Source organism: Bradyrhizobium sp. BR 10289, from assembly GCF_019455385.1.
In the GTDB taxonomy this organism is placed as follows: Bacteria; Pseudomonadota; Alphaproteobacteria; order Rhizobiales; family Xanthobacteraceae; genus Bradyrhizobium.
This window is the reverse complement of record NZ_JACOFR010000001.1, coordinates 445,599-467,064: the sequence shown is the minus strand read 5'-3', so window position 1 is coordinate 467,064 and position 21,466 is coordinate 445,599. Positions and strand designations below refer to the sequence as shown.

The following is a 21,466-nucleotide window of genomic DNA, read 5'->3' as shown; positions in this document are numbered from 1 at the left end:
GCGGCGTGGCGGCGGAACATCAATGTCATCGAAACGTCATCGGACTAACACATGCTCCCGCCGGTTTTGCGCATAAGTCGCAAATTGGGGCGAACTGGATGGACCGACTTCTTATGGATTCCGCGCAAGCTGTTGAAACTAAAGAAAAAGCGACGGAGGCCGAGGGCCTTCCGGCAATCGCGACCAGCCCTGAACGATTCATCAATCGCGAGCTCTCCTGGCTGCATTTCAACCGCCGTGTCCTCGAGGAGTCGGTCAATCCGAGCCATCCCGTGCTCGAGCGGGTGCGTTTCCTGTCGATTTCGGCGAATAACCTCGACGAGTTCTTCATGGTCCGCGTGGCCGGTATCAAGGCCCAGGTCCGCGAGGGCATTGCCGAACGCGCGCCCGACGGCCTGACGCCGTCCGAGCAGCTCGCGCTGATCAACCGCACCGTCTCGCAGCTTGCCTCCGACCAGCAGGCGATCTGGGGCGATTTGCGCGGCACGCTGGCCGATGTCGGCATCGTGCTGGTCGACGGCAAGGACGTCACCAAGCCGGAGCGGACCTGGATCGAGGACTACTTCCTCAACAACGTGTTCCCGCTGCTGACGCCGCTCGCGATCGACCCGGCCCACCCCTTCCCGTTCATCCCGAGCCTCGGCTTCACCATCGCGCTCCAGCTCACGCGCGCCGCCGACGGCAAGCAGATGAACGCGCTGATCCGCATGCCCGGCAAGATCGACCGCTTCATCCGGTTGCCGTCCGAGGGCAAGGCCGTCCGGCTGATCTCGCTGGAGCAGGCCACCGGCCTGTTCATCAACCGCCTGTTCCCCGGCTACAATCTGCACGGCCAGGGCGCCTTCCGCATCATCCGCGACTCCGAGCTCGAAATCGAAGAAGAGGCCGAGGACCTCGTCCGCCTGTTCGAGACCGCGCTGAAGCGCCGCCGCCGCGGATCGGTGATCCGGCTCGAGATCGACGCCAAGATGCCGGAAGAGCTGCGCAGCTTCGTGCAGCACGCGCTCTCGGCCGCCGACGATGAGGTGTTCCTGGTCGACGGCGTGCAGGCCATGAACGAGCTCTCGCAGCTCACCCGGCTCGACCGGCCCGACCTCGAATTCACCCCTTACGTGCCGCGCCACCCCGAGCGCGTACGCGAGCATGGCGGCGACATTTTTGCGGCGATCCGGCAGAAGGATTTGATCGTCCACCATCCTTACGAGTCATTCGACGTGGTGGTGCAATTCCTGCAGCAGGCGGCGCGCGACCCCGACGTCGTCGCGATCAAGCAGACGCTTTACCGCACGTCCAACAACTCGCCGATCGTGCGCACGCTTGCGGAAGCCGCCGAGGCCGGCAAGTCCGTCACCGCGCTGATCGAGTTGAAGGCGCGCTTCGACGAAGAGGCCAACATCCGCTGGGCGCGCGACCTGGAGCGCGCCGGCGTGCAGGTGGTCTATGGCTTCCTCGAACTGAAGACGCATGCCAAGCTCTCGATGGTCGTGCGCCGTGAAGGCGGCAGCCTCACCACTTACGTGCACACCGGCACCGGCAACTATCATCCGGTCACCGCGCGCATCTACACCGACCTCTCCTATTTCACCTCGGATCCGACCATCGGCCGCGATGCCGCGCGCGTGTTCAACTTCATCACCGGCTATGCCGCGCCGAGCGATCTGGAGAAGATGGCGGTGTCGCCGCTCACCCTGCGCAAGCGCGTCATCGAACACATCCAGGGCGAGACCGCGCATGCGCGGCATGGCCGCCCCGGCGCGGTCTGGATGAAGATGAATGCGCTGGTCGACCCCGACATCATCGACGCGCTCTACGAGGCCTCGCAGGCCGGCGTGCAGGTCGAGCTCGTGGTGCGCGGCATCTGCTGCCTCCGTCCCGGCATTCCCGGTCTGTCGGAGAACATCCGCGTCAAATCGATCATCGGGCGATTCCTGGAACACGGCCGAATCTACTGCTTCGGCATGGGCCAGGGCCTGCCGAGCGCGAAAGCGGCTGTGTATATCTCCTCGGCCGACATGATGCCGCGCAACCTCGACCGCCGCGTCGAAGTGCTGTGTCCGCTGCAAAATCCCACGGTGCATCAGCAGGTTCTCGAACAGATCATGGTCGCGAACCTGAAGGACAACGAGCAGAGCTGGCAATTGTTGCCGGACGGGTCCTCAACGCGTATGAAGGCCGCGAAGGGCGAGGAGCCTTTCAACGTCCACAACTACTTCATGACAAATCCGAGTCTGTCTGGCCGTGGAAAGTCGCTCAAGGAATCCTCGCCGCGCCGTCTCACGCGCCGGAACGAACGCCATCAATCCTGATCCGGGATATTTGACGTGACGCGGCCGCGCAAGCGCGGCTCCAGCGTCGCGGTCATCGACATCGGCTCCAACTCGGTCCGTCTTGTCGTCTACGAGACGCTGGCGCGGAGCCTGATTCCGATCTTCAACGAGAAGACGCTGTGCGGCCTCGGGCGAGAGGTGCAGAGCACGGGCCTGCTCGCGCCTGACGCGGTCGACAAGGCGCTGACCTCGCTCAAGCGCTTTCGCGCGCTGTGCCGCGTCATGCAGGTCGGACGCGTGTTCGCGATTGCGACCGCGGCCTGTCGCGATGCCTCCAACGGCCCCGACTTCATCGCCAAGGCCGAACGCATCTGCGCCGTGAAGATCGAGATCCTGTCGGGACCGCGCGAGGCGCGGCTGTCGGCGCTCGGCGTCATCTCCGGAATCCATCACCCCGATGGCATCGTCGGAGATCTCGGCGGCGGCTCGCTCGAATTGATCGACGTGCGCCGGAACAGTGTGCGCAGCGGCGTGACGCTGCCGCTCGGCGGCCTCGCGCTCCAGGACCTCGCGCACAAATCGCTCAAGCGTGCCGACCGTATCGTGCGCGAAGAGATCGACGAGGTGCAGCTGCTCAAAGCGGGCAGCGGCCGCACCTTCTACGCCGTCGGCGGCACCTGGCGCGCGCTCGCGCGCATCCACATCATCCAGAGCGGCTATCCGCTGCAGGTGATGCACGGCTATTCGATCTCCGCGGCCGAAGCGCTCGACTTCTCGCGTCGGCTGCGCCGGCTCGCGGCCGCGAACATGCTCGCCGACATCGAGATCGTCGCCGACGCCCGCCGCCCGCTCCTCACCTATGCGGCCCTGGTGCTCGAGCACATCATTCGTGTGGCCAAGCCGAAGACCATCGTGTTCTCGACCTTCGGCGTGCGCGAAGGCCTGCTGCACGAGAAGCTGGCGGAATCCGAACGCAACAAGGATGGCCTGATCTGTGCGGCGGAGGACCTGAACCAGCTGCTGTCACGCTCGGCCAAGCACGCCCGCGAGTTGATCGCCTGGACCGACCGCCTCGTGCGCGTCGTCAAACTGCGCGAGACCGAAGAGGATCGCCGCCTGCGCCACGCTGCGTGCCTGCTCTCCGACATTGGCTGGCGCGTGCACCCCGACCACCGCGGCGAGCAGACGCTGAGCCTCGTCGTCAACGGCAATTTCGGCGCGATCACCCACACCGAGCGCGCCTTCGTCGGCTTGTCGGTGTTCTATCGCTACGCTGGCCTCTCCGAAGAGAACCAGCCGCCGGTCACGATGCAGGAGCTGCTGACCCCGACGCAACTCGAACGCGCCCGCCTGCTCGGCGCCGCGTTCCGCGTCGCGCACCTGATCTCGGCCGCGCGCCCGGGCGTCCTTCCCGCCACGCATTTCCGCAGCCATGGCCGCAACCTGATGCTGGTGTTCGAGCACCGGCTCGGCGACCTCGTCGCCGACCGGGTCGGCAGCCGCTTCAAGCAGCTGGCGCGCCTGGTCAGCCGCGCCGGATCGATCGTGCGGCGGTGACGTTGCGAATGCGAGTCCATCGCAGTTAGGCGGCGCCATTCTTCGCGCCAACCATAAACCATTCTTCATGTCCGGCGGCGGGTTGATGCATATCAACCCGCCGCCGTCGTGTCGGATTAGCGTGCAGCCACGTTGATTCGGACGTCAATTCGCCATGCAGCTCCACCTTGGGATTCGCCGATCGGTCCGCGCCCGGAAAGCGGCTGGTTGCGCCTTTCTTGCGCTCGCATTCAGCTGTGCGTCTGCGGTGTCGCTGGCGCAGGACGAAGTGAAGCTGAGCGATGTACAGGCGCGCAATCTCGGTGTCCGCGTCACCCATCCGATTCCGAGCCGGACCGACCTCACGCTGCCCTATCCCGTCCAGATCGTGATCCCCACGCAGCAATTGTGGGTGGTCAGCGCCCCCGTGGCCGGCATGGTCGCCAATCTCCTGGTCGGGCGCGGTGATCGCGTCACCGCCGGTCAGCCGCTGGTCACGCTGGAGAGCCCGAGCTTCGTCTCCCAGCAGCGTGACTATCTGCACGCGATTGCGCAGGAGCACCTCGCCAGCCAGCAGCTCAATCGCAACCTCGATCTGTTCGAGGGTAAGGCCGTGCCGCAACGCGTGCTCGAGGCCAGCCAGGCCGAAGCGCGCCAGTCTGCACTCGTCGTCGCCGAACGGCGTCAGATGCTGCGTCTGAGCGGGATGTCCGACGATGCTATTTCCCGACTGTCCCAGGACGCCGCGATCAGCGGCACGCTCACGGTCAACGCGCCGCAAACTGCCTCCGCGGTCGACCTCGCCGTGTCGCCGGGACAGCGGCTCGAACAATCGGCGCCGCTCGTCAAGCTGGCGCGGCTGTCGCCGCTATGGGCAGAAATCGCGGTGCCCGCCGCCAACATTCGAGCGATCCGCACCGGCGCGAGAGTCGAGATTGAAGGCTATTCCACGCCCGGCAAGGTCGTGCTGGTCTCAGAGACCATCGACCCCGCCACTCAAACCATTCTGGTCCGCGCCGAAGTCCCCAACGACGGCGAGCTGCATCCCGGTCAGACCACCGCCGCGCGCATCGGCTTTCTCTCCGCCGGCGTAAGCGGCTTCGAGATTCCCTATAGCGGGCTGATCCGGCAGGGCGAGCGGACGTCGGTCTTCGTCGCCTTCGATGGCGGCTTCCGCCTGGTCCCGGTCAAGCTGCTTGCGGAAGACCAGGATCATGTCGTGGTGTCTGGCCCCATCTCAGAGCAGGACGCTATCGCGATCGGCGGCATCTCGGCGCTTCGCGGCATTCTCTCCGGACTGGGGCAATAGATGCTCCGCCGCCTGGTTGCGTTCGCGTTGTCGCAGCGACTGTTCGTCATGCTGGGCGTGCTGCTCGTGATCGCCGCCGGCGCCGTCCTGCTGCCCGGCCTGCCGATCGACGCTTTTCCTGATGTCTCGCCGGTTCAGGTGAAGATCATCATGAAGGCACCCGGTCTCACCCCCGAAGAGGTCGAGCAGCGCATCACAGTCCCGGTCGAGCTCGAGCTGCTGGGATTGCCGAACAAGAAAGTGCTCCGTTCAACCACAAAATACGCACTGGCCGACATCACCGTCGATTTCGAGGACGGCACCGACATCTACTGGGCGCGCAACCAGGTCTCGGAGCGTCTATCGAACGTCTCGCGCGATTTCCCGGAAGGGGTGAGCGGCGGACTTGCGCCGATCACGAGCCCCCTCGGCGAGATGTTCATGTTCACGATCGACAGCTCCGAGCTTTCGCTCGCCGAGCGCCGCACCCTGCTCGATTGGGTAATCCGCCCTGCCCTGCGAACGGTCCCGGGCGTTGCCGACGTCAATGCGCTCGGCGGCTATGTCCGCGCCTTCGAGATCGTGCCGCGCAACGACGCGCTGGCCGCGCGCGGCATTAGCTACGACCTGTTCCGTCGAGCCATCGAAGCCAACAGCCGCAACGACGGTGCCGGGCGGGTCAATCAGGGCGAGGACAGCGCCCTGGTTCGGATCGAAGGCAGCATTCGTTCGATCGAGGACATCAAGGCCATCGTCGTCGATACCCGTGAGGGCGTGCCGATCATGGTCAAAGACGTCGCGACCGTCAAAGTCGGGACGCTGACGCGCTATGGCGCTGTCACGGCGGATGGCCGCGGCGAGACCGTCGAGGGGCTCGTGCTCGGCCTGCGCGGCGCCAATGCGGGTCAGCTCATCCGCGACGTGCGCGCCCGGCTTGCCGAGCTGCAGCCCTCGCTGCCCAAGAGCGTGTCGATCAACGTGTTCTATGACCGCAGCCGCCTCGTCAACCGCGCGGTAGGCACCGTGGTGCGGGCGCTTGCCGAGGCCACTGTCCTCGTGATCGTTCTACTGCTGCTCTTCCTCGGCAATTGGCGGGCTTCACTGGTGATCGCGCTCAGCCTGCCCCTCGCCATCGTAATCGCGCTGATCATCATGCGCGTGGTCGGCATGTCGGCCAATCTAATGAGCCTCGGCGGACTTGCGATCGCGATCGGCATGTTCATCGACGCGCTGGTGGTGGTGGTCGAGAACATCGTCGGCAATTTCGGCAAGCACGAATCTGGCAAGGCCCTGCCGCCGATTCACCTGATTTATCGCTCGGTCTGCGAAGTTTTGGAGCCGGTCGCCTCGGGCGTGCTGATCATCATCATCGTGTTCGTCCCCCTGCTGACACTGCAGGGGTTGGAAGGCAAGCTGTTCATCCCGGTGGCGCTGGCCATCATCTTCGCGCTGGCCGCCTCTCTGCTGCTGGCGCTCACAGTGATCCCGGTTGCGACCTCCTACGTGCTCAAATCTGCCTCGCATCGCGATCCCCTGCTGGTGCGCGCGGCCCAGCGGGTCTACGAGCCGACATTGGCCTGGGCCTTGAACAACGAACGCAAGGTGATTGCGGCAGCGCTGATCGGCCTCGTCAGTTCAGTGTTTGCCTACACCATGCTCGGCAAGACCTTCATGCCAACCATGGACGAAGGTGACGTCATCGTCAGCGTGGAGACGCTTCCCTCCGTCAATCTCGACGAGTCGCTTGCGATGAATGCAAGGCTGCAGGCTGCGCTGCTGGCGGTGCCTGATGTCGCCGGCATCGTCGCCCGCACCGGGTCGGACGAACTCGGCCTCGATCCCATGGGTCCCAACCAGACCGACACGTTCCTCGTGCTCAAGCCGGCGGACGAGCGGACGAGCGACAATCGCGAGGTCCTACTGCAGAAGCTTCGCGAGGTCCTGACCGGCTTTCCTGGCATCTCGCTCAGTTTCACCCAGCCCATCGACATGCGCGTGCAAGAGATGATCAGCGGCGTGCGCGGCGACGTCGCCGTCAAGATCTTCGGCCCCGACATTCCGAAGCTGAACGAGACCGCGGCAAAGCTTTCGGCGATCCTGTCCGGCATCGACGGGGCCGAGGACGTCTACACCACGCTGAACGAAGGGGCCCAATATTACACGGTCGCGGTCAATCGTATGGAGGCCGGGCGCCTCGGCCTGACCGTCGATTCCATCGTCAACTCGCTGCGCACCCAGATCGAGGGCCGGACCATCGGCACCGCGCTGGAGGAAGGCCGCCGCACACCGATCCTGGTCCGCGGCAGCGAGACGACGCGCGCAGCACCGACCCTGCTGGCGAGCCTGCCGCTGACGCTGGCCTCCGGACAGCACGTCGCGCTGTCGCAGGTCGCCCGCATCCAACGCGTCGACGGCCCGGTGAAGATCGACCGCGAGGACGGCGCCCGCATGAGCGTGGTGCGCGCCAACATCCGCGGCCGCGACATGGTCGGCTTCGTCGAAGCGGCGCGCCAGAAAGTGGCGGGCGAGCTGCCGCTTCCGGACGGCTACCGGCTGAGCTGGGGCGGACAGTTCGAGAATCAGCAACGCGCCGCAGCGCGCCTGTCCGTCGTGGTGCCCGTCGCGATCGGCTTGATCTTCGTGCTGCTGTTCACGACGTTTGGTGCCATCCGCCAGGCCTTGCTGGTGCTCGTCAACATTCCCTTTGCCCTGATCGGCGGCGTGTTCGCGCTGGTCGTGACGGGCGAATATCTGTCGGTGCCGGCCTCGGTGGGCTTCATCGCGCTGCTCGGCATCGCCGTGCTCAACGGCGTCGTGCTCGTGTCCTATTTCAACCAGCTCCGCGCGCACGGCCTCCCTGAGGATCGAATCGTCGTCGAAGGCGCCATGCGCAGGCTGCGCCCTGTGCTGATGACTGCGAGCATCACGGCGCTTGGCTTGATCCCGCTGCTGTTCGCCTCCGGCCCCGGCTCGGAAGTGCAGCGGCCGCTGGCCGTCGTCGTGATCGGAGGTCTCTTGTCCTCCACGCTGCTCACGCTGATTCTCCTGCCGATCCTCTATCGCCGCTATGGCGGGGCGTCGAAGGGGGCGAAATGACCGACCAGCCCGTCTGTCTCACGCTCATCGTGCCGCACCGGCTTCGCGACGAGATGTTCGACTTTCTCACTGAACAGAGCGATCTGGTGTCGGGATTCACGGCCGCGCGAGGCTCAGGTCATGGTGCCGAGGTCCGGTTGTTGACGGCCGCCGAACGCGTGAAGGGCCACGCCGATCAGACCATCGTGCAAGTGGTGTTGGCAGGGGCCGATGCCGGCCATCTGCTCGGCCGCCTGCGGGTGTCGTTCGCCGGCACCAAGCTGGTCTATTGGACCACGCCCGTAACGGAACACGGCAGGATCGACTGAGCGGCCTACTCCGCCGACGCCTTGGCGTGGTGCTCAGAGGATTCCAGCGCGGCCTTGCTGAGGCTGCGCCGGCGCCAGATCGAGCCGACGAGCAGCACGACGACGACGCCGACCGCGGCGCAGAGATATTCGGCACCACCGCCGCCATGGGCGAATTGCGGCGGGAGGTGCAGGCTGCCGAGCATCCTGTCGAGCGAAGCGCCGAACGGGCCCTCGGACAGTGAATGCAGCTTCGGCGCAACGCCCGGATCGGTCGCGATCACCTCGCCGGCGATCCAGCCGAGCAGCGCAGCACCGGCCCAGACCAGCACCGGCAATTTGGCGAGCAGCGCCATGATCAGCGCGGCACCGGCGACGATCAGCGGCACGCTGATGGCAAGGCCCAGCACCAACAGCGGCACACTGCCGTTGGCGGCGGCAGCGACCGCAATGACGTTGTCGAGGCTCATGACGATGTCGGCGACGACGACGATCTGCACCGCCTGCCACAGATGCGAAGCCGACTCGACGTCGTCCTCGTCCTCCTGTTCCGGCACCAAGAGCTTCGCCGCGATCACGATCAGTGCGAGGCCGCCGACCAGCTTGAGGTACGGCAGCTCCATCAGGCTCGCGACGATGCCGGTGAAGATGATCCGCAGCAGCACCGCCGCGCCGGCGCCGAGGATCATGCCCCACAGGCGGTGCCGCGGCTTGAGGCCGCGGCAGGCAAGCGCGATCACCAGCGCGTTGTCGCCGGAGAGCAGGATGTTGATCCAGATGATCTTGCCGACCGCAATCCAGAAGGTCGGCTCGGCCATCTCATTGCGGAACTGGGTGAAGAATGCCCCGATCGTAGCGGGATCGAAGATCTGCCAGAGCCAATTCACAATGAGTCCTTATCCCCCGTCGACTTTCCAGATCGGCTGATGATCAGCCGACGATCTCGTTGCCCGAGAAGAACTGCGCGATCTCGATCGCGGCGGTCTCCGGGGCGTCCGAACCGTGCGCGGAGTTCTCGCCGATCGACTTTGCGTAGAGCTTGCGGATGGTGCCGTCGGCCGCCTTGGACGGGTCGGTCGCACCCATGACGTCGCGGTACTTGGCGACGGCATTCTCGCCTTCCAGCACCTGCACCACGACCGGACCCGAGGTCATGAACTCGACGAGCTCGCCGAAGAACGGGCGGGCCTTGTGGACCGCATAGAAGGTCTCGGCCTGTTCCTTGGTCATGCGGATGCGCTTCTGCGCGACGATGCGCAGGCCCGCCTTTTCGATCACGGCGTTGACCGCACCGGTCAGGTTACGCGCGGTTGCATCGGGCTTGATGATCGAGAAGGTGCGTTCGATGGCCATAATCTTGTCCTTGAGAAGAAAGCGGTGGTTTTCGAGTTGCGGGGCTTATATCGGCGCCTTTGCCGGACGGCAAGCGACCGCCAAGACGGCCCCCGGACGCTTCGCCGCAGGCTGCCTTGCCCTAGCTTAGGCATGCATTACCGAGATTTCACCCAGATGAACTCAATCTGAAGGCCCCGTTCAGGGCTCGGTTCAGGCTCGGAGGCGTAAGGTCAATCCCATCGAAACCAAGGCCTGATCGTCAGGCCGACCGTTTCGGCGGCCTTTCCATCGGCGCGATAGCCCCGCGCCGGCAGTTTTGAGGAGATCACCATGTTGAGGAAACTTTCGCTTGCCGCCGTCGCTGCGGTTGCGCTGGGTGCCGCGCTGGCACCGACCTCCGCCTCCGCTCACTGGCATGGCGGCTGGGGCTGGCATGGCGGTGGCTGGCACCACGGCTACGGCTACGGCTGGGGCGGACCGCGCTTCTACGCCGCTCCCGTCGCCTACGGCTATGGCGGCTGCTATGTGCGCCGGCTGGTCCCGACCCCTTGGGGACCCCGCTGGCGGCTGGTCAACCGCTGCTACTGAGCCCGACAGCACTTTTCCCCCGCTACCTTGAGGTGCCGTTCCCCCCTGCGGTACCTTCCAAGAGAGGCCCCGGCGATCCCCCCGCCGGGGCCTTGTATTTAGGCAGATACATCAAATTCATACAATTTTTACTAGAATGCCCGGCATTGCCCACGGCCCGCGAAACTATTTTGTGGCCAACGACTTGGTAGCGTGTCGTTACTTTGAAGACACGGAACCCCGCGATGGCTGGTCCTTTTGCCAATGACAGCGAACAGATCGACCGGCGCACCAGCCGCTCGATTTGCGATGCCGTGGGCGAACGGCTCCAGCAGAGCCTGCGCCCCGAACCCCGGCTCCCAACGCACCTCGAGCAGTTGCTCCACAGACTGGCGCAGCGCGAGCGCGAGTCGCACTGACGAAAAATCGGGTTGCGTTTGGTGCTGCGTGCGGTGACAAGGCCGCATGCTTGCGATCACCGACCTCTCCATCCGCCTCGCCGGACGCCTTCTGATTGACCAGAGTTCCGTGCAGATCACGCCGGGCTCACGCGTCGGCATGGTCGGGCGCAACGGCACCGGCAAGTCGACCCTGTTCAAGGTGATCCGCGGTGAGCTCGCGGCCGAGCACGGCACGGTCACCCTGCCGCCGCGCTGGCGCGTCGGCAGCCTCGCCCAGGAAGCGCCGAACGGCCCCGAGAGCCTGATCTCGGTCGTTCTCAAGGCCGACCTCGAACGCGACGCGCTGCTGCACGAAGCCGAGAGCGCCACCGACCCGCACCGGATCGCGGAGATCCAGACCCGCCTCGTCGACATCGACGCGCATTCGGCGCCGAGCCGTGCGGCTGCGATCCTTTCCGGTCTCGGCTTCTCGGCCGCCGACCAGCTGCGGCCCTGCGCCGAATTCTCCGGCGGCTGGCGCATGCGCGTCGCGCTGGCGGCGACGCTGTTCGCAGCACCCGACCTGCTGCTGCTCGACGAGCCAACCAACTATCTCGACCTCGAGGGCACGCTGTGGCTGGAGGATCACCTCGCGCATTATCCGCGCACCGTGATCGTGATCAGCCATGACCGCGACCTCCTGGAAAGCTCGGTCGACCAGATCCTGCATCTGGAGCGCGGCAAGCTCACGCTCTATAAAGGCACCTACTCCTCCTTCGAGGAGCAGCGCGCCGCGCGCGAGCTGCTCGATGCCAAGGCGGTCAAGCGCCAGGAGGCCGAGCGCGCCCGCCTGCAAGCCTTCGTCGATCGCTTCAAGGCCAAGGCCTCGAAGGCGCGGCAGGCGCAGTCCCGCGTCAAAATGCTGGAGCGGTTGAAGCCGATCACGGCGCTGGTCACCGAGGACGTGCGCGAGATCACCTTCCCCGCACCGGAAAAGATCCTGTCGCCGCCGATCATCGCGGTGGACAATGCCTCGGTCGGCTACGATCCGGCCACTCCGGTGCTGAACCGTGTCACCTTGCGCATCGACAATGACGACCGCATCGCGCTGCTGGGCGCCAACGGCAACGGCAAGTCGACACTCGTCAAGCTGCTCGCCGGACGGCTGGCACCTTTCTCAGGAAAGGTCACCCGCGCGGACAAGCTGTCGATCGCCTATTTCGCGCAGCACCAGCTCGACGAATTGAACGAAGACGGCTCCGCCTACGACCACGTCCGCAAGCTGATGGGCGATGCGCCCGAAGCCAAGGTGCGCGCCCGCGCCGGCGCGATCGGTTTTTCGGGCAAGGCGGCCGACACCAAGGTGGCAAAACTGTCGGGCGGCGAGAAGGCGCGGCTGCTGCTGGGCCTTGCGACCTTCTTCGGCCCCAACATGATCATCCTGGACGAGCCGACCAACCATCTCGACATCGACAGCCGCGCCGCGCTTGCGGAGGCCATCAACGAATTCCCCGGCGCCGTCATCATGGTCTCGCATGACCGCTATCTGATCGAGGCCTGCGCCGACCGGCTCTGGATCGTCGCCGACCGCACCGTCACCAATTACGACGGCGACCTCGACGAGTATCGCCGCCTGATCCTGTCCGCGCGCAATGCCGAGCCTGCCCCGCGCGAGCGCAGCGCGGCCGAGAAGCCGCAGCGTCCGAAATCGGACAATCGCGGCTCACTGAAGAAGCGCATCGCGGAGGCCGAGGCCGAAATCGCCCGCGTCAGCGAGATCATCACCAAGATCGACACCGCGCTCGCTTTGCCCGACATTTTTACGCGCGATCCCAAGCAGGCCGCGCAACTGTCGAAAGCGCGCGCCAATGCCGCCGACGCGCTGGCGCGGGCGGAGGAGCAGTGGCTGGAGGCGAGCGCGCAGTTCGACGCAGCGGCGGGCTGAATCAAAATCTGAAAAACAACCCCATGCACAGTAGCATCCGCTATTCGACAACGCGATGGACGCGCGCGAGCAGCGCAGGCAACGCATCAGCTGCGTTGCATGTCGGATAATGTCAGGCTCGCAAACTTGCGGTGCCCCGTGGCGGGCGGCGCGGCACCCATGCTACAAAAAGCGACCGGCCTTTGCGGCCCAAGGGATATTTGGATAGACAATTTTCAGGGAGATCGCAGATGTCGTCGCCCGAACCGATCAAATTCACCGACGGCGCGGCTTACGAGCGCTTCATGGCGCCCTGGAGCCGGTCCGCCGGAACTCTCTTTCTCGACTGGCTGGCGCCGGGCGCAGGACGGGCCTGGGTCGATATCGGGGCCGGCAACGGCGCGTTCACCGAGCTCATCCTTGCGCAGACCGCGCCTTCATCCGTCTGCGCGATCGACCCCTCGGACGCACAGATCGAGACTGCGCGCCACAAGCTCTCGGCAAGGCAGGTCGAGCTGTCGATTGGCGATGCAATGGCCCTTCCCTACGAGGACAATCGCTTCGACGTCGCGGTGATGGCGCTGGTGCTGTTCTTCGTGCCGGACCCGCGCAAGGGCGCCGCGGAAATGCTCCGCGTCACCAAGCCCGGCGGCATTGTCGCGTCCTACACTTGGGACGTCATGCGTGGCGGCACCCCGACGCAGCATTTGTGGGAGGAGATGGACGCGATGGGCAAGCCTACGGCGCGGCCGCCGAGCGCGGAGGTCTCGCGTTTCTCGGCGCTGAAGGCGCTCTGGGCGGAGCTCGGCATCCGCGATGTGGAGACGCGCGAGCTCGTCGTTGAACGCACCTTCGTCGACTTCGACGATTACTGGTTATCCATGGTCGTGAGCAGCCCGAGTGGAATCGTCGGGAAGCTGTCGGATGCGGAAAGCGCTGAGCTGAAACGCCGGCTCCAGGACAGATTGCCGGCGACCGCGACGGGAGCGATCACGGTTCACGCCTGGGCGACGGCGATCAAGGGAAGAAAGGCCTCTTGACCAGCGGTGCTTAGGCCGCCTGCTTCTTCTTCGGCTTCGACTTGGCGGGCTTCGGCACGACCTGCGGCTCGGGATTGCCTTCGATCGAGGACAGGCGGCCGGATGTGAACGTGTAGATTCCGGCTCGCGGGCCGGTGGTCCAGGTCACCACAGCGACACGGCGGCCGGCGGCATCCCCGGAAATGTTCACGTTCGAGGGCGCGCCGATGCCGCGAACCACGTCGCATTCGGTGTGGCCGAGCGCGACCGTGCCGCCCATCGGGGCCGGTGACGTCGAGGCATTGGCATCGGCCGGTCCGGGCGGCGGCGCCATGCCGGGACAGGCGCCGTCGGCGCTGACCAGATCCTCGGCGCCCACCGGCTTGTCGGGAGTGAGAGGTGGCGATTCGATCGAGATATTCTTGATGAAGAGGCGGCCGGGCCGCTGGAACCATTCGGCGTCCTTGGCAGACGCCAGCAGGTCGGTCCCGCCGGCACAGCCCGCAAGCAGCGGTGCCATGGCAGCCAACGCAATTATGAGCGAGCTGGGAAGCTTTTGATGTCGCACGATAAACTAAATTCCCCGCGTGAAGGACCGGCCCTAAACGATTGTCCCAACATCACTTTGCGGCACGAAGGTGGCCAAGGCCAGCATTGCCCCGAAAGCGCAAATTATCATTAATTGCGTTCGACCGCTAATTCCGGCGCTGCCACCGGCCCCTCTCGTCGGCCTGCCAATAGGTGACATCAAATCCCTTCGCCTTGCAATCCGTCCAGGCGCTACGGGCGAGCGCCAGCGCGTCCGGATCGTCGCCGTTGAACAGCAGCACCATGCGCTCATAGGCCTGCGCATCCTGCGGCAGCGCGGCATTGTCGACCAGGAAGCGGACATTGGCGCCGTTGGGATTGCCCTCCTCGATCTCCAGCACGATCGGCTGATCGGCGGCATCGTTCACCCGCCACGTCGCGTGCGGCAGGAAGGAATCGTCACGATAGGTCCAAAGGTGCGCGTCGAGCGCGTCGGCGCGCTCCTCCGAGGTCGACTGCACCACGACGCGCCAGCCGCGCTCGAGCGATTTCTCGAGAAGCGGCGGCAACACGTTCTCCACCGTCATGTTTTGCAAATGGTAGAACAGGACTTCGGTCATCTCAGGTCATTTGCGCTCGTAGTGATCTGCGACCAGCCGATCGAGCAGACGGACGCCGTAGCCGCTGCCCCAGCTCTGGTTGATGTCGGTTTTCGGGGCGCCCATGGCCGTGCCGGCGATGTCGAGATGCGCCCAGGGGGTGCCGTCGACGAAGCGCTGCAGGAACTGCGCCGCCGTAATCGAGCCGCCGTGACGGCCGCCGGTGTTCTTCATGTCGGCGAACTGGGAATCGATCAGCTTGTCGTATTCGGGGCCGAGCGGCATGCGCCAGACCTTCTCGCCGCTCTCGATGCCCGCGGCGAGAAGGCGGTCGGCGAGCTCGTCATTGTTGGAGAACATGCCGGCATGCTCGGTGCCGAGCGCGACCATGATGGCGCCGGTCAGCGTCGCCAGGTCCACCATGAATTTCGGCTTGGTCTTCTTGGCGACGTACCAGAGCACGTCGGCGAGCACGAGGCGGCCCTCGGCGTCGGTGTTGATGATCTCGATGGTCTGGCCCGACATCGAGGTGACGATGTCGCCCGGCCGCTGCGCATTGCCGTCCGGCATGTTCTCGACGAGGCCGATGGCGCCGACCACGTTGGCCTTGGCTTTACGCGCCGCCAGCGCGTGCATCAGGCCGACGACGCAGGCCGCGCCCCCCATGTCGCCCTTCATGTCCTCCATGCTGCCGGCCGATTTGATCGAGATGCCGCCGGTGTCGAAGCAGACGCCCTTGCCGACGAAGGCGACCGGTGCCTCGCCTTTCTTGCCGCCGTCCCAGCGCATGATCACCGTGCGACTCGGTCGCACCGAGCCCTGACCGACGCCGAGCAGCGCGCCCATGCCGAGCTTCTGCATCGCCTTGACGTCGAGCACCTCGATCTTGACGCCGAGCTTGCGGAGCTGGCCGGCACGGCGCGCGAACTCCTCGGGAAACAGCACGTTCGGCGGCTCGTTGACGAGATCGCGCGCGATGATCACGCCGTCGACGACATGGCCGGCCGCGACAAACGCCTTCTTGGCGGCGGCGGCATCGCCAACCGCAAGCGAGATTTCGGCGCGCGCGGCGCCCTCGTCGCCCTCCTTCTTCTTGGTCTTGTAACGGTCGAACTTGTAAGCGCGCAGGCGCAGGCCCGAGGCGATCGCGACCGCCTGCTCGCTTGCCATGGCGCCATCAGGCAGTTCCGCGATGATCGTCATTGCGGCGGAACCGGCCGAGAGCTTGCTCGCAGCGACGCCGCCGAACTTCAGGAAGTCGTTCGCCTTCAGATTCGCCGCCTTGCCGGCGCCGATCACGACGAGGCGGGCGGCCTTCAGACCCTCCGGCGCCAGGATGTCGAGGGCCGCGCCGGTTTTACCTTTGAAGCCTGCCGCGGAGGCTGCCCGCTTCACCAGATCCGTGGCGCTGCCGAGCGCCTTGGCCGTGGCCGGACCGAGCTTCAGACTGTCGTCACAGAACACGACGAGGATGCCACGGGCGGCTGAGGACAACGGGACGAAGCCGACCTTGATGGCATCGGACATGGGTAACTCCTTCAAAACATCGGGCTTTTCGCCGCGCATCGGATCCGGCCCCGGGCCGGTACTGAACGGCGATTCACTGGACTTTGCTCACTATGGGCCAGCGGCGCGCCAGATGCCAAGCACCCGCGTGGCCGCCATGCCACAACGAGGGAAATATTAACCATATATTGAGGGCGCCACGCGGCAGCCATTTTGTTGACGGATCAAAGGGATGGTAGTGAGAGAGTAAACCGGCGGACGAGATGGTTCGACCGACCTTGGGGATCCCCTTTGGGGATTGGTTGGCGAGCCGGCGTTCCCAAGGTTTGGGGTCTTGGTGGGGATTCGTGCGGTAGCGCATGGGGTCGATCGATAGGTATATCTTCCGCACGACGCTGGCGTCGTTTGCGCTGGTCCTGGTCAGCCTCACCGGCGTGATCTGGATTACGCAGGCGTTGCGCGGCATCGACCTGATGACGAGCCAGGGCCAGACCATCCTCACCTTCCTCGGCATCACCAGCCTCGTCATTCCGGCGCTGGTCCTGATCATCTCGCCGATCGCGCTGATGATCGCGATCTCGCACACGCTGAACAAGCTGGCGACCGATTCCGAGATCATCGTGATGAATGCCGCCGGCTTCTCGCCGTTCCGGCTGTTCTATCCGTTCTTCTACGCCACCTGCGTGGTGGCGCTACTGGTCGCCTTCATCGCAGCCTATCTGGCCCCCGACGGCATGCGGCGGATCAAGCAGTGGGACGCCGAGATCACCGCCGACGTGCTCACCAACATCCTGCAGCCCGGCCGCTTCGCCCAGCTCGACAAGAACCTGACGATCCGGATCCGCGAGCGCCAGCCCGGCGGCATCCTCGCCGGCATCTTCATCGACGACCGCCGCGATCCGAACGAGCGCGTCTCGATCGTCGCCGAGCATGGCGAGGTCGTGAAGAACGAGAACGGCTCGTTCCTGGTCCTCAAGGACGGCAATCTCCAACGATTCGAGGCCGGCAAGCGCGATCCGGCGCTGGTCGCGTTCGGCCGCTACGGCTTCGACATGTCGAAGTTCGGCAACCAGGGCCATGACGTCACCCTCGGCATCCGCGAGCGCTATCTGTGGGAGCTGTTCGCGCCGGCCGAGGACGATCCGGTCTACAAGCAGATTCCCGGGCAGTTCCGCTCGGCGCTACATGACAGCCTCTTGGCTCCGATTTATCCCTTTGCCTTTGCCGTGCTGACCTTCGCCTTCCTCGGCGCGCCCCGCACCACCCGCCAGAGCCGCAATTTCTCGATCGGCTCCTCGATCCTGGCGGTGTTCGGCCTGCGCATGGCCGGCTTTGCCTGCTCCGTGATGGCGGTGAAATCGCAAGCGCCGGTGCTGGTGCAATACGCGATGGTGCTCGGCGCCATCGGCGTCGGGTTGTGGATGATCATCGGCGGCATCGTGGTCGAGCCGCCGCCCGGCCTGATGGAGGCCATCAACCGATCGAACGCGCGCATCGCGCGGCTGTTCAGACGGCCGGTCGCCGCATGAGCATGCTCACCAACACACTCGGGCGCTATTTCGCCGGCCGCTTCGTGGTCGCCGCGCTTGGCGTGTTCGCCAGCATCTTCCTGCTGCTGGTACTGGTCGATTACATCGAGATGGTGCGCAAGACCTCGGGCCTTGCGTCCGCCTCCGCGATCATGGTGGCCGAGACCTCGCTGTTCCGGGTGCCGCAGCTTCTGGAGAAGCTGACGCCGTTCTGCATGCTGATCGGCGCCATGACCTGCTATCTCGCCCTCTCCCGCCGGCTCGAGCTGGTGGTCGCGCGCGCCGCCGGCATCTCGGCCTGGCAGTTCATCTCGCCGGCGCTCGGCAGCGCGCTGCTGATCGGCGTGATCGCCACCGTCGCCTACAATCCGATGTCGGCGAACTTACGCGAGCTCTCCAAGCGCATGGAGGCCGAGCTGTTCGGTTCTGCGCCGGGCGGCGGCATCCAGGATGCCTCCGGCTTCTGGCTCAACCAGGTCACCAGCGACGGACAGACCATCATCAACGCGGCGCGCAGCGAACAGCAGGGAGTTCGCCTCACCGGGCTGACGCTGTTCCGGTTTGACACAGAGCAGCACTTCAAGGAGCGGATCGAGGCGCGCGAGGCGACCCTCGAATCCGGCCATTGGCTGTTCAAGGGCGTGCGCCGTTTCTCGCTCGACAGCCCGCCGGTCGATCAGGCCAGGCTGGAGATTCCGACCACGCTGACCGAAGCGCAGGTCCGCAATAGCTTTTCCACACCCGAGACTGTGTCCTTTTGGCAACTACCGGGCTACATCCGCTCGTCCGAAAGCTCGGGCTTCGCGACAGCCGGCTATCGACTCCAGTATCACAAGCTGTTGGCGCAGCCGTTTTTGCTGGCCGCCATGGTGATGCTCGCGGCCTCGGTGTCGTTGCGCTTCTTCCGGATGGGCGGCGTGCAGAAGATGGTTTTGAGTGGCGTGGGCGCAGGCTTTCTGCTCTACGTTTTGTCGAAAGTGACTGAAGACTTGAGCAAGGCTGAGTTGATGCATCCGATCGCTGCGGCGTGGTTGCCCGTGGTGGTGGGCGGCCTCACCGGCTTTTTGGCCTTGTTGTACCAGGAGGACGGTTAGTGACTGCCGTCCATCGAGGACCCGTGTCGCGTTTGACGCGCCGCATCGTGATGCGCGCGAACGGGGTTGGCTTGTCCGTGCGCAGGCTCCTGCTCGCGGTTGCCGCCGTGGCATCGCTCGGCGGGCTGATTGACGTCGCCGCTGTCACGCCGGCCTCGGCTCAGGCCTTCACCTATAATCCGCTGCCGTCGCGCCCGAAGCCGCCGAGAGCCGCCAACGACAACCAGATGCTGGTTCAGGCGACCGAGGTCGACTACGACTACAACAATTCGCGCGTCTCCGCGGTCGGTAACGTCCAGCTGTTCTACAACGGCACCAGCGTCGAGGCCGACCGGGTCATCTACGACCAGAAGACCAAGCGGCTGCATGCCGAAGGCAACATCCGCATGACGGATGCCGACGGCAAGATCACCTATGCCGAGATCATGGATCTCTCCGACGATTACCGCGACGGTTTCGTCGATTCGCTACGCGTGGACACCGCCGACCAGACCCGCATGGCGGCGAGCCGTGCCGATCGCTCCAGCGGCAACTACACGGTGTTCGAGAACGGTGTCTACACGGCCTGCGCGCCGTGTAAGGACGATCCGAAGAAGCCGCCGCTGTGGCAGGTCAAGGGTGCCCGCATCATCCACGACCAGCAGGAGAAGATGCTGTATTTCGAGACGGCGCAGCTCGAATTCTTCGGCGTGCCGCTCGCCTATCTGCCCTATTTCTCGACGCCCGACCCGACCGTGAAGCGCAAGACCGGCTTCCTGGTGCCGGCTTTCACGTCGAACACCCCGTTCGGCTATGGCGTCGAAGTTCCGTTCTACTGGGCGATCGCGCCCGACATGGACCTCACCTTCAGCCCGCGCTTCACGAGCCGCCAGGGCGTGCTGTTCCAGACCGAGTTCCGCCAGCGCCTGATGGATGGCGCCTACCAGATCCGCGTCTACGGCATCGACCAGCTCGATCCGGGCGCGCTTGCCGGCCAGCCCGGCGACCGCCAATTCCGCGGCGCCGTCGACACCAAGGGTCAGTTCGCACTGAACGACAAGTGGGTCTGGGGCTGGGACGGCATCATAATGTCCGACTATTACTTTTTCTCGGACTACCGCCTGGCACAGTATCGTGATCCGCTCGGATCGTTCCTGTATCTGCCGACCGACGCGCTGTCGCAGCTGTATCTGACCGGCGTCGGCAATCGTAGCTTCTTCGACGCGCGGACGATGTACTGGCTGAGCTACTCGGGCAACCAGCAGCAGGTCCCGGTCGTCTATCCCGTGATCGACTACTCGAACGTGCTCAACTATCCGGTGTTCGGCGGCGAGTTCTCCTACAAGACGAACTTCGTCAACCTGACCCGCAACGACGCCGTGTTCGATCCGATCACGACGCTCGCCAACACCAACAGCCTGTGCACCACGACGTCGGCCGATCCGCTCGCCCGCCTGCCGTCGCAGTGCCTGCTGCGCGGCATGCCCGGCACCTACACCCGCCTGACGGCGGAAGCGCAGTGGCGCAAGTCCTACACCGATCCGTTCGGCGAGATCTGGACGCCGTTCGCGATCCTGCGCGCCGACGCGATCAACGCCGACGTCTCCAATCAGCCGGGCGTGTCGAACTACCTGGCCACCGGCGACACCCAGGCGTTCCGCCTGATGCCGACCGTCGGCCTCGAATACCGCTATCCCTTCATCAACGTTCAGCCGTGGGGCTCGACCACCATCGAGCCGATCGCCCAGATCATCATCCGGCCGAACGAGACCTATGCCGGCAAGCTGCCGAACGAGGACGCGCAGAGCATGGTGTTCGACACCTCGAACCTGTTCAGCGTCGACAAGTTCTCCGGCTACGACCGTGTCGAGGGCGGCGGCCGCGCCAATGTCGGCGTGCAGGCCACCACCCAGTTCGACCGCGGCGGCGCGGTCAAGGTGCTGTTCGGCCAGTCCTACCAGCTGTTCGGCATGAACTCCTACGCGGTCCAGGACACCGTCAACACGGGCCTGGATTCCGGCCTCGACAAGCCGCGCTCCGATTACGTGGCGAGCGCCGCCTACTCGCCCAACAGCACCTATACGTTCAGCGTCCGTTCCCGCATGGACGAGCAGACCTGGAACGTCCAGCGCTTCGAGGCCGAAGGCCGCGCCAACTTCAATCGCTGGTCGGTCAGCCTGATGTACGGCAATTACGCGGCGCAGCCGGAGCTCGGCTATCTGACCCGCCGCGAGGGCATCCTGACCTCGGGCTCGCTGAAGGTCGCCGCCAACTGGGTCGTGACCGGCTCGGCGCGCTGGGATCTCGAGGCCAACAAGATCAACCAGTATGTGGTCGGTGCCGGCTATGTTGACGATTGCTTCGTGCTGGCGGCGAACTATGTAACTTCGTATAGCTACTCGGCCGGCTCGGCACCGCCCGTGCTGAGCCATGCGTTCATGTTCCAGATCGGCCTGCGCACGCTGGCGACCTCGACCGGATCCAGCAGTTCGTCTGGCCTTCAGTGATCTTTTGGAAGTGACGGCCGGCCGC

17 protein-coding genes are annotated in these 21,466 nt (G+C 65.2%); 12 read left to right on the top strand and 5 right to left on the bottom strand.

Annotated features, from left to right (window positions below; genetic code table 11):
• Positions 1-113: 113 nt before the first annotated feature.
• The 5 genes from HYH08_RS02390 (at position 114) to HYH08_RS02370 (ending at position 8,495) form a co-directional block, all read left to right on the top strand.
• Positions 114-2,306, top strand: coding sequence for an RNA degradosome polyphosphate kinase (locus tag HYH08_RS02390; RefSeq protein ID WP_220008344.1), 2,193 nt, complete (start codon positions 114-116; stop codon positions 2,304-2,306).
• Positions 2,307-2,321: 15 nt separating this feature from the next.
• Complete coding sequence (gene ppx / locus HYH08_RS02385) at positions 2,322-3,824, top strand: exopolyphosphatase (RefSeq protein ID WP_220008127.1); 1,503 nt, start codon at positions 2,322-2,324, stop codon at positions 3,822-3,824.
• A 154-nt stretch (positions 3,825-3,978) separates the two neighbouring features.
• On the top strand, positions 3,979-5,112 hold the full coding sequence (locus HYH08_RS02380) for an efflux RND transporter periplasmic adaptor subunit (protein ID WP_228747462.1): 1,134 nt from the start codon (positions 3,979-3,981) through the stop codon (positions 5,110-5,112).
• On the top strand, positions 5,113-8,187 hold the full coding sequence (locus tag HYH08_RS02375; protein ID WP_220008125.1) for an efflux RND transporter permease subunit: 3,075 nt from the start codon (positions 5,113-5,115) through the stop codon (positions 8,185-8,187).
• On the top strand, positions 8,184-8,495 hold the full coding sequence (locus HYH08_RS02370; protein ID WP_220008124.1) for a DUF3240 family protein: 312 nt from the start codon (positions 8,184-8,186) through the stop codon (positions 8,493-8,495). The genes HYH08_RS02375 and HYH08_RS02370 overlap by 4 nt, the downstream gene beginning before the upstream one ends.
• Positions 8,496-8,500: 5 nt before the next feature.
• On the opposite strand, the gene HYH08_RS02365 is transcribed toward HYH08_RS02370, so the two are convergent.
• Positions 8,501-9,361, bottom strand: a complete 861-nt coding sequence (locus HYH08_RS02365; protein ID WP_220008123.1) for a TerC family protein — start codon at positions 9,359-9,361, stop codon at positions 8,501-8,503.
• Between the two features lie 43 nt (positions 9,362-9,404).
• Positions 9,405-9,827 (bottom strand): nucleoside-diphosphate kinase, encoded by a 423-nt coding sequence (gene ndk, locus HYH08_RS02360; protein WP_092294601.1) that lies wholly within the window; start codon positions 9,825-9,827, stop codon positions 9,405-9,407.
• A 312-nt stretch (positions 9,828-10,139) separates the two neighbouring features.
• Between ndk and HYH08_RS02355 the strand changes: the two genes are divergently transcribed.
• The 4 genes from HYH08_RS02355 to HYH08_RS02340 all read left to right on the top strand — a co-directional run bounded on the left by HYH08_RS02355 (position 10,140) and on the right by HYH08_RS02340 (position 13,720).
• Positions 10,140-10,397: a sulfur globule protein precursor gene (locus HYH08_RS02355; RefSeq protein WP_220008122.1), complete on the top strand. Its 258-nt coding sequence runs from the start codon at positions 10,140-10,142 to the stop codon at positions 10,395-10,397.
• A 224-nt stretch (positions 10,398-10,621) separates the two neighbouring features.
• On the top strand, positions 10,622-10,795 hold the full coding sequence (locus HYH08_RS02350; protein ID WP_220008121.1) for a hypothetical protein: 174 nt from the start codon (positions 10,622-10,624) through the stop codon (positions 10,793-10,795).
• 46 nt (positions 10,796-10,841) lie between these two features.
• Positions 10,842-12,701 carry a ribosomal protection-like ABC-F family protein gene (gene abc-f / locus HYH08_RS02345; protein WP_220008120.1) on the top strand — a complete coding sequence of 620 codons (1,860 nt, stop codon included), beginning with the start codon at positions 10,842-10,844 and terminating at the stop codon, positions 12,699-12,701.
• Between the two features lie 230 nt (positions 12,702-12,931).
• Entirely contained in the window at positions 12,932-13,720 is a 789-nt protein-coding gene (locus tag HYH08_RS02340) for a class I SAM-dependent methyltransferase (protein ID WP_220008119.1), read from the top strand.
• A gap of 10 nt (positions 13,721-13,730) precedes the next feature.
• On the opposite strand, the gene HYH08_RS02335 is transcribed toward HYH08_RS02340, so the two are convergent.
• The 3 genes from HYH08_RS02335 to HYH08_RS02325 form a co-directional block, all read right to left on the bottom strand.
• Positions 13,731-14,228 (bottom strand): hypothetical protein, encoded by a 498-nt coding sequence (locus HYH08_RS02335; RefSeq protein WP_220008118.1) that lies wholly within the window; start codon positions 14,226-14,228, stop codon positions 13,731-13,733.
• A gap of 166 nt (positions 14,229-14,394) precedes the next feature.
• Positions 14,395-14,847 (bottom strand): DNA polymerase III subunit chi, encoded by a 453-nt coding sequence (locus HYH08_RS02330; RefSeq protein ID WP_220008117.1) that lies wholly within the window; start codon positions 14,845-14,847, stop codon positions 14,395-14,397.
• Between the two features lie 6 nt (positions 14,848-14,853).
• Entirely contained in the window at positions 14,854-16,353 is a 1,500-nt protein-coding gene (locus HYH08_RS02325; RefSeq protein ID WP_220008116.1) for a leucyl aminopeptidase, read from the bottom strand.
• A 338-nt stretch (positions 16,354-16,691) separates the two neighbouring features.
• Between HYH08_RS02325 and lptF the strand changes: the two genes are divergently transcribed.
• From lptF to HYH08_RS02310, 3 genes are read left to right on the top strand one after another with little or no spacing between them, the layout of a single operon-like run.
• The gene (gene lptF, locus HYH08_RS02320; protein WP_220008115.1) at positions 16,692-17,861 is read left to right on the top strand and encodes an LPS export ABC transporter permease LptF; all 1,170 of its coding nucleotides are present in this window, start codon (positions 16,692-16,694) and stop codon (positions 17,859-17,861) included.
• Complete coding sequence (gene lptG, locus HYH08_RS02315) at positions 17,858-18,955, top strand: LPS export ABC transporter permease LptG (RefSeq protein ID WP_220008114.1); 1,098 nt, start codon at positions 17,858-17,860, stop codon at positions 18,953-18,955. Before lptF ends, lptG begins: the two co-directional genes overlap by 4 nt.
• 50 nt (positions 18,956-19,005) lie before the next feature.
• Positions 19,006-21,441, top strand: coding sequence for an LPS-assembly protein LptD (locus tag HYH08_RS02310; RefSeq protein WP_228747494.1), 2,436 nt, complete (start codon positions 19,006-19,008; stop codon positions 21,439-21,441).
• Positions 21,442-21,466 lie beyond the last annotated feature (25 nt).

What these genes read in the sequence shown, in the direction of transcription:
- HYH08_RS02390 (WP_220008344.1), top strand. Translation starts at nt 114, where the DNA reads ATGGATTCCGCGCAAGCTGTTGAAACTAAAGAAAAAGCGACGGAGGCC.
- HYH08_RS02380 (WP_228747462.1), top strand. Translation starts at nt 3,979, where the DNA reads ATGCAGCTCCACCTTGGGATTCGCCGATCGGTCCGCGCCCGGAAAGCG.
- HYH08_RS02375 (WP_220008125.1), top strand. Translation starts at nt 5,113, where the DNA reads ATGCTCCGCCGCCTGGTTGCGTTCGCGTTGTCGCAGCGACTGTTCGTC.
- HYH08_RS02370 (WP_220008124.1), top strand. Translation starts at nt 8,184, where the DNA reads ATGACCGACCAGCCCGTCTGTCTCACGCTCATCGTGCCGCACCGGCTT.
- ndk (WP_092294601.1), bottom strand. Translation starts at nt 9,827, where the DNA reads ATGGCCATCGAACGCACCTTCTCGATCATCAAGCCCGATGCAACCGCG.
- HYH08_RS02355 (WP_220008122.1), top strand. Translation starts at nt 10,140, where the DNA reads ATGTTGAGGAAACTTTCGCTTGCCGCCGTCGCTGCGGTTGCGCTGGGT.
- HYH08_RS02350 (WP_220008121.1), top strand. Translation starts at nt 10,622, where the DNA reads ATGGCTGGTCCTTTTGCCAATGACAGCGAACAGATCGACCGGCGCACC.
- abc-f (WP_220008120.1), top strand. Translation starts at nt 10,842, where the DNA reads ATGCTTGCGATCACCGACCTCTCCATCCGCCTCGCCGGACGCCTTCTG.
- HYH08_RS02340 (WP_220008119.1), top strand. Translation starts at nt 12,932, where the DNA reads ATGTCGTCGCCCGAACCGATCAAATTCACCGACGGCGCGGCTTACGAG.
- HYH08_RS02330 (WP_220008117.1), bottom strand. Translation starts at nt 14,847, where the DNA reads ATGACCGAAGTCCTGTTCTACCATTTGCAAAACATGACGGTGGAGAAC.
- HYH08_RS02325 (WP_220008116.1), bottom strand. Translation starts at nt 16,353, where the DNA reads ATGTCCGATGCCATCAAGGTCGGCTTCGTCCCGTTGTCCTCAGCCGCC.
- lptF (WP_220008115.1), top strand. Translation starts at nt 16,692, where the DNA reads ATGGGGTCGATCGATAGGTATATCTTCCGCACGACGCTGGCGTCGTTT.
- lptG (WP_220008114.1), top strand. Translation starts at nt 17,858, where the DNA reads ATGAGCATGCTCACCAACACACTCGGGCGCTATTTCGCCGGCCGCTTC.
- HYH08_RS02310 (WP_228747494.1), top strand. Translation starts at nt 19,006, where the DNA reads ATGCGCGCGAACGGGGTTGGCTTGTCCGTGCGCAGGCTCCTGCTCGCG.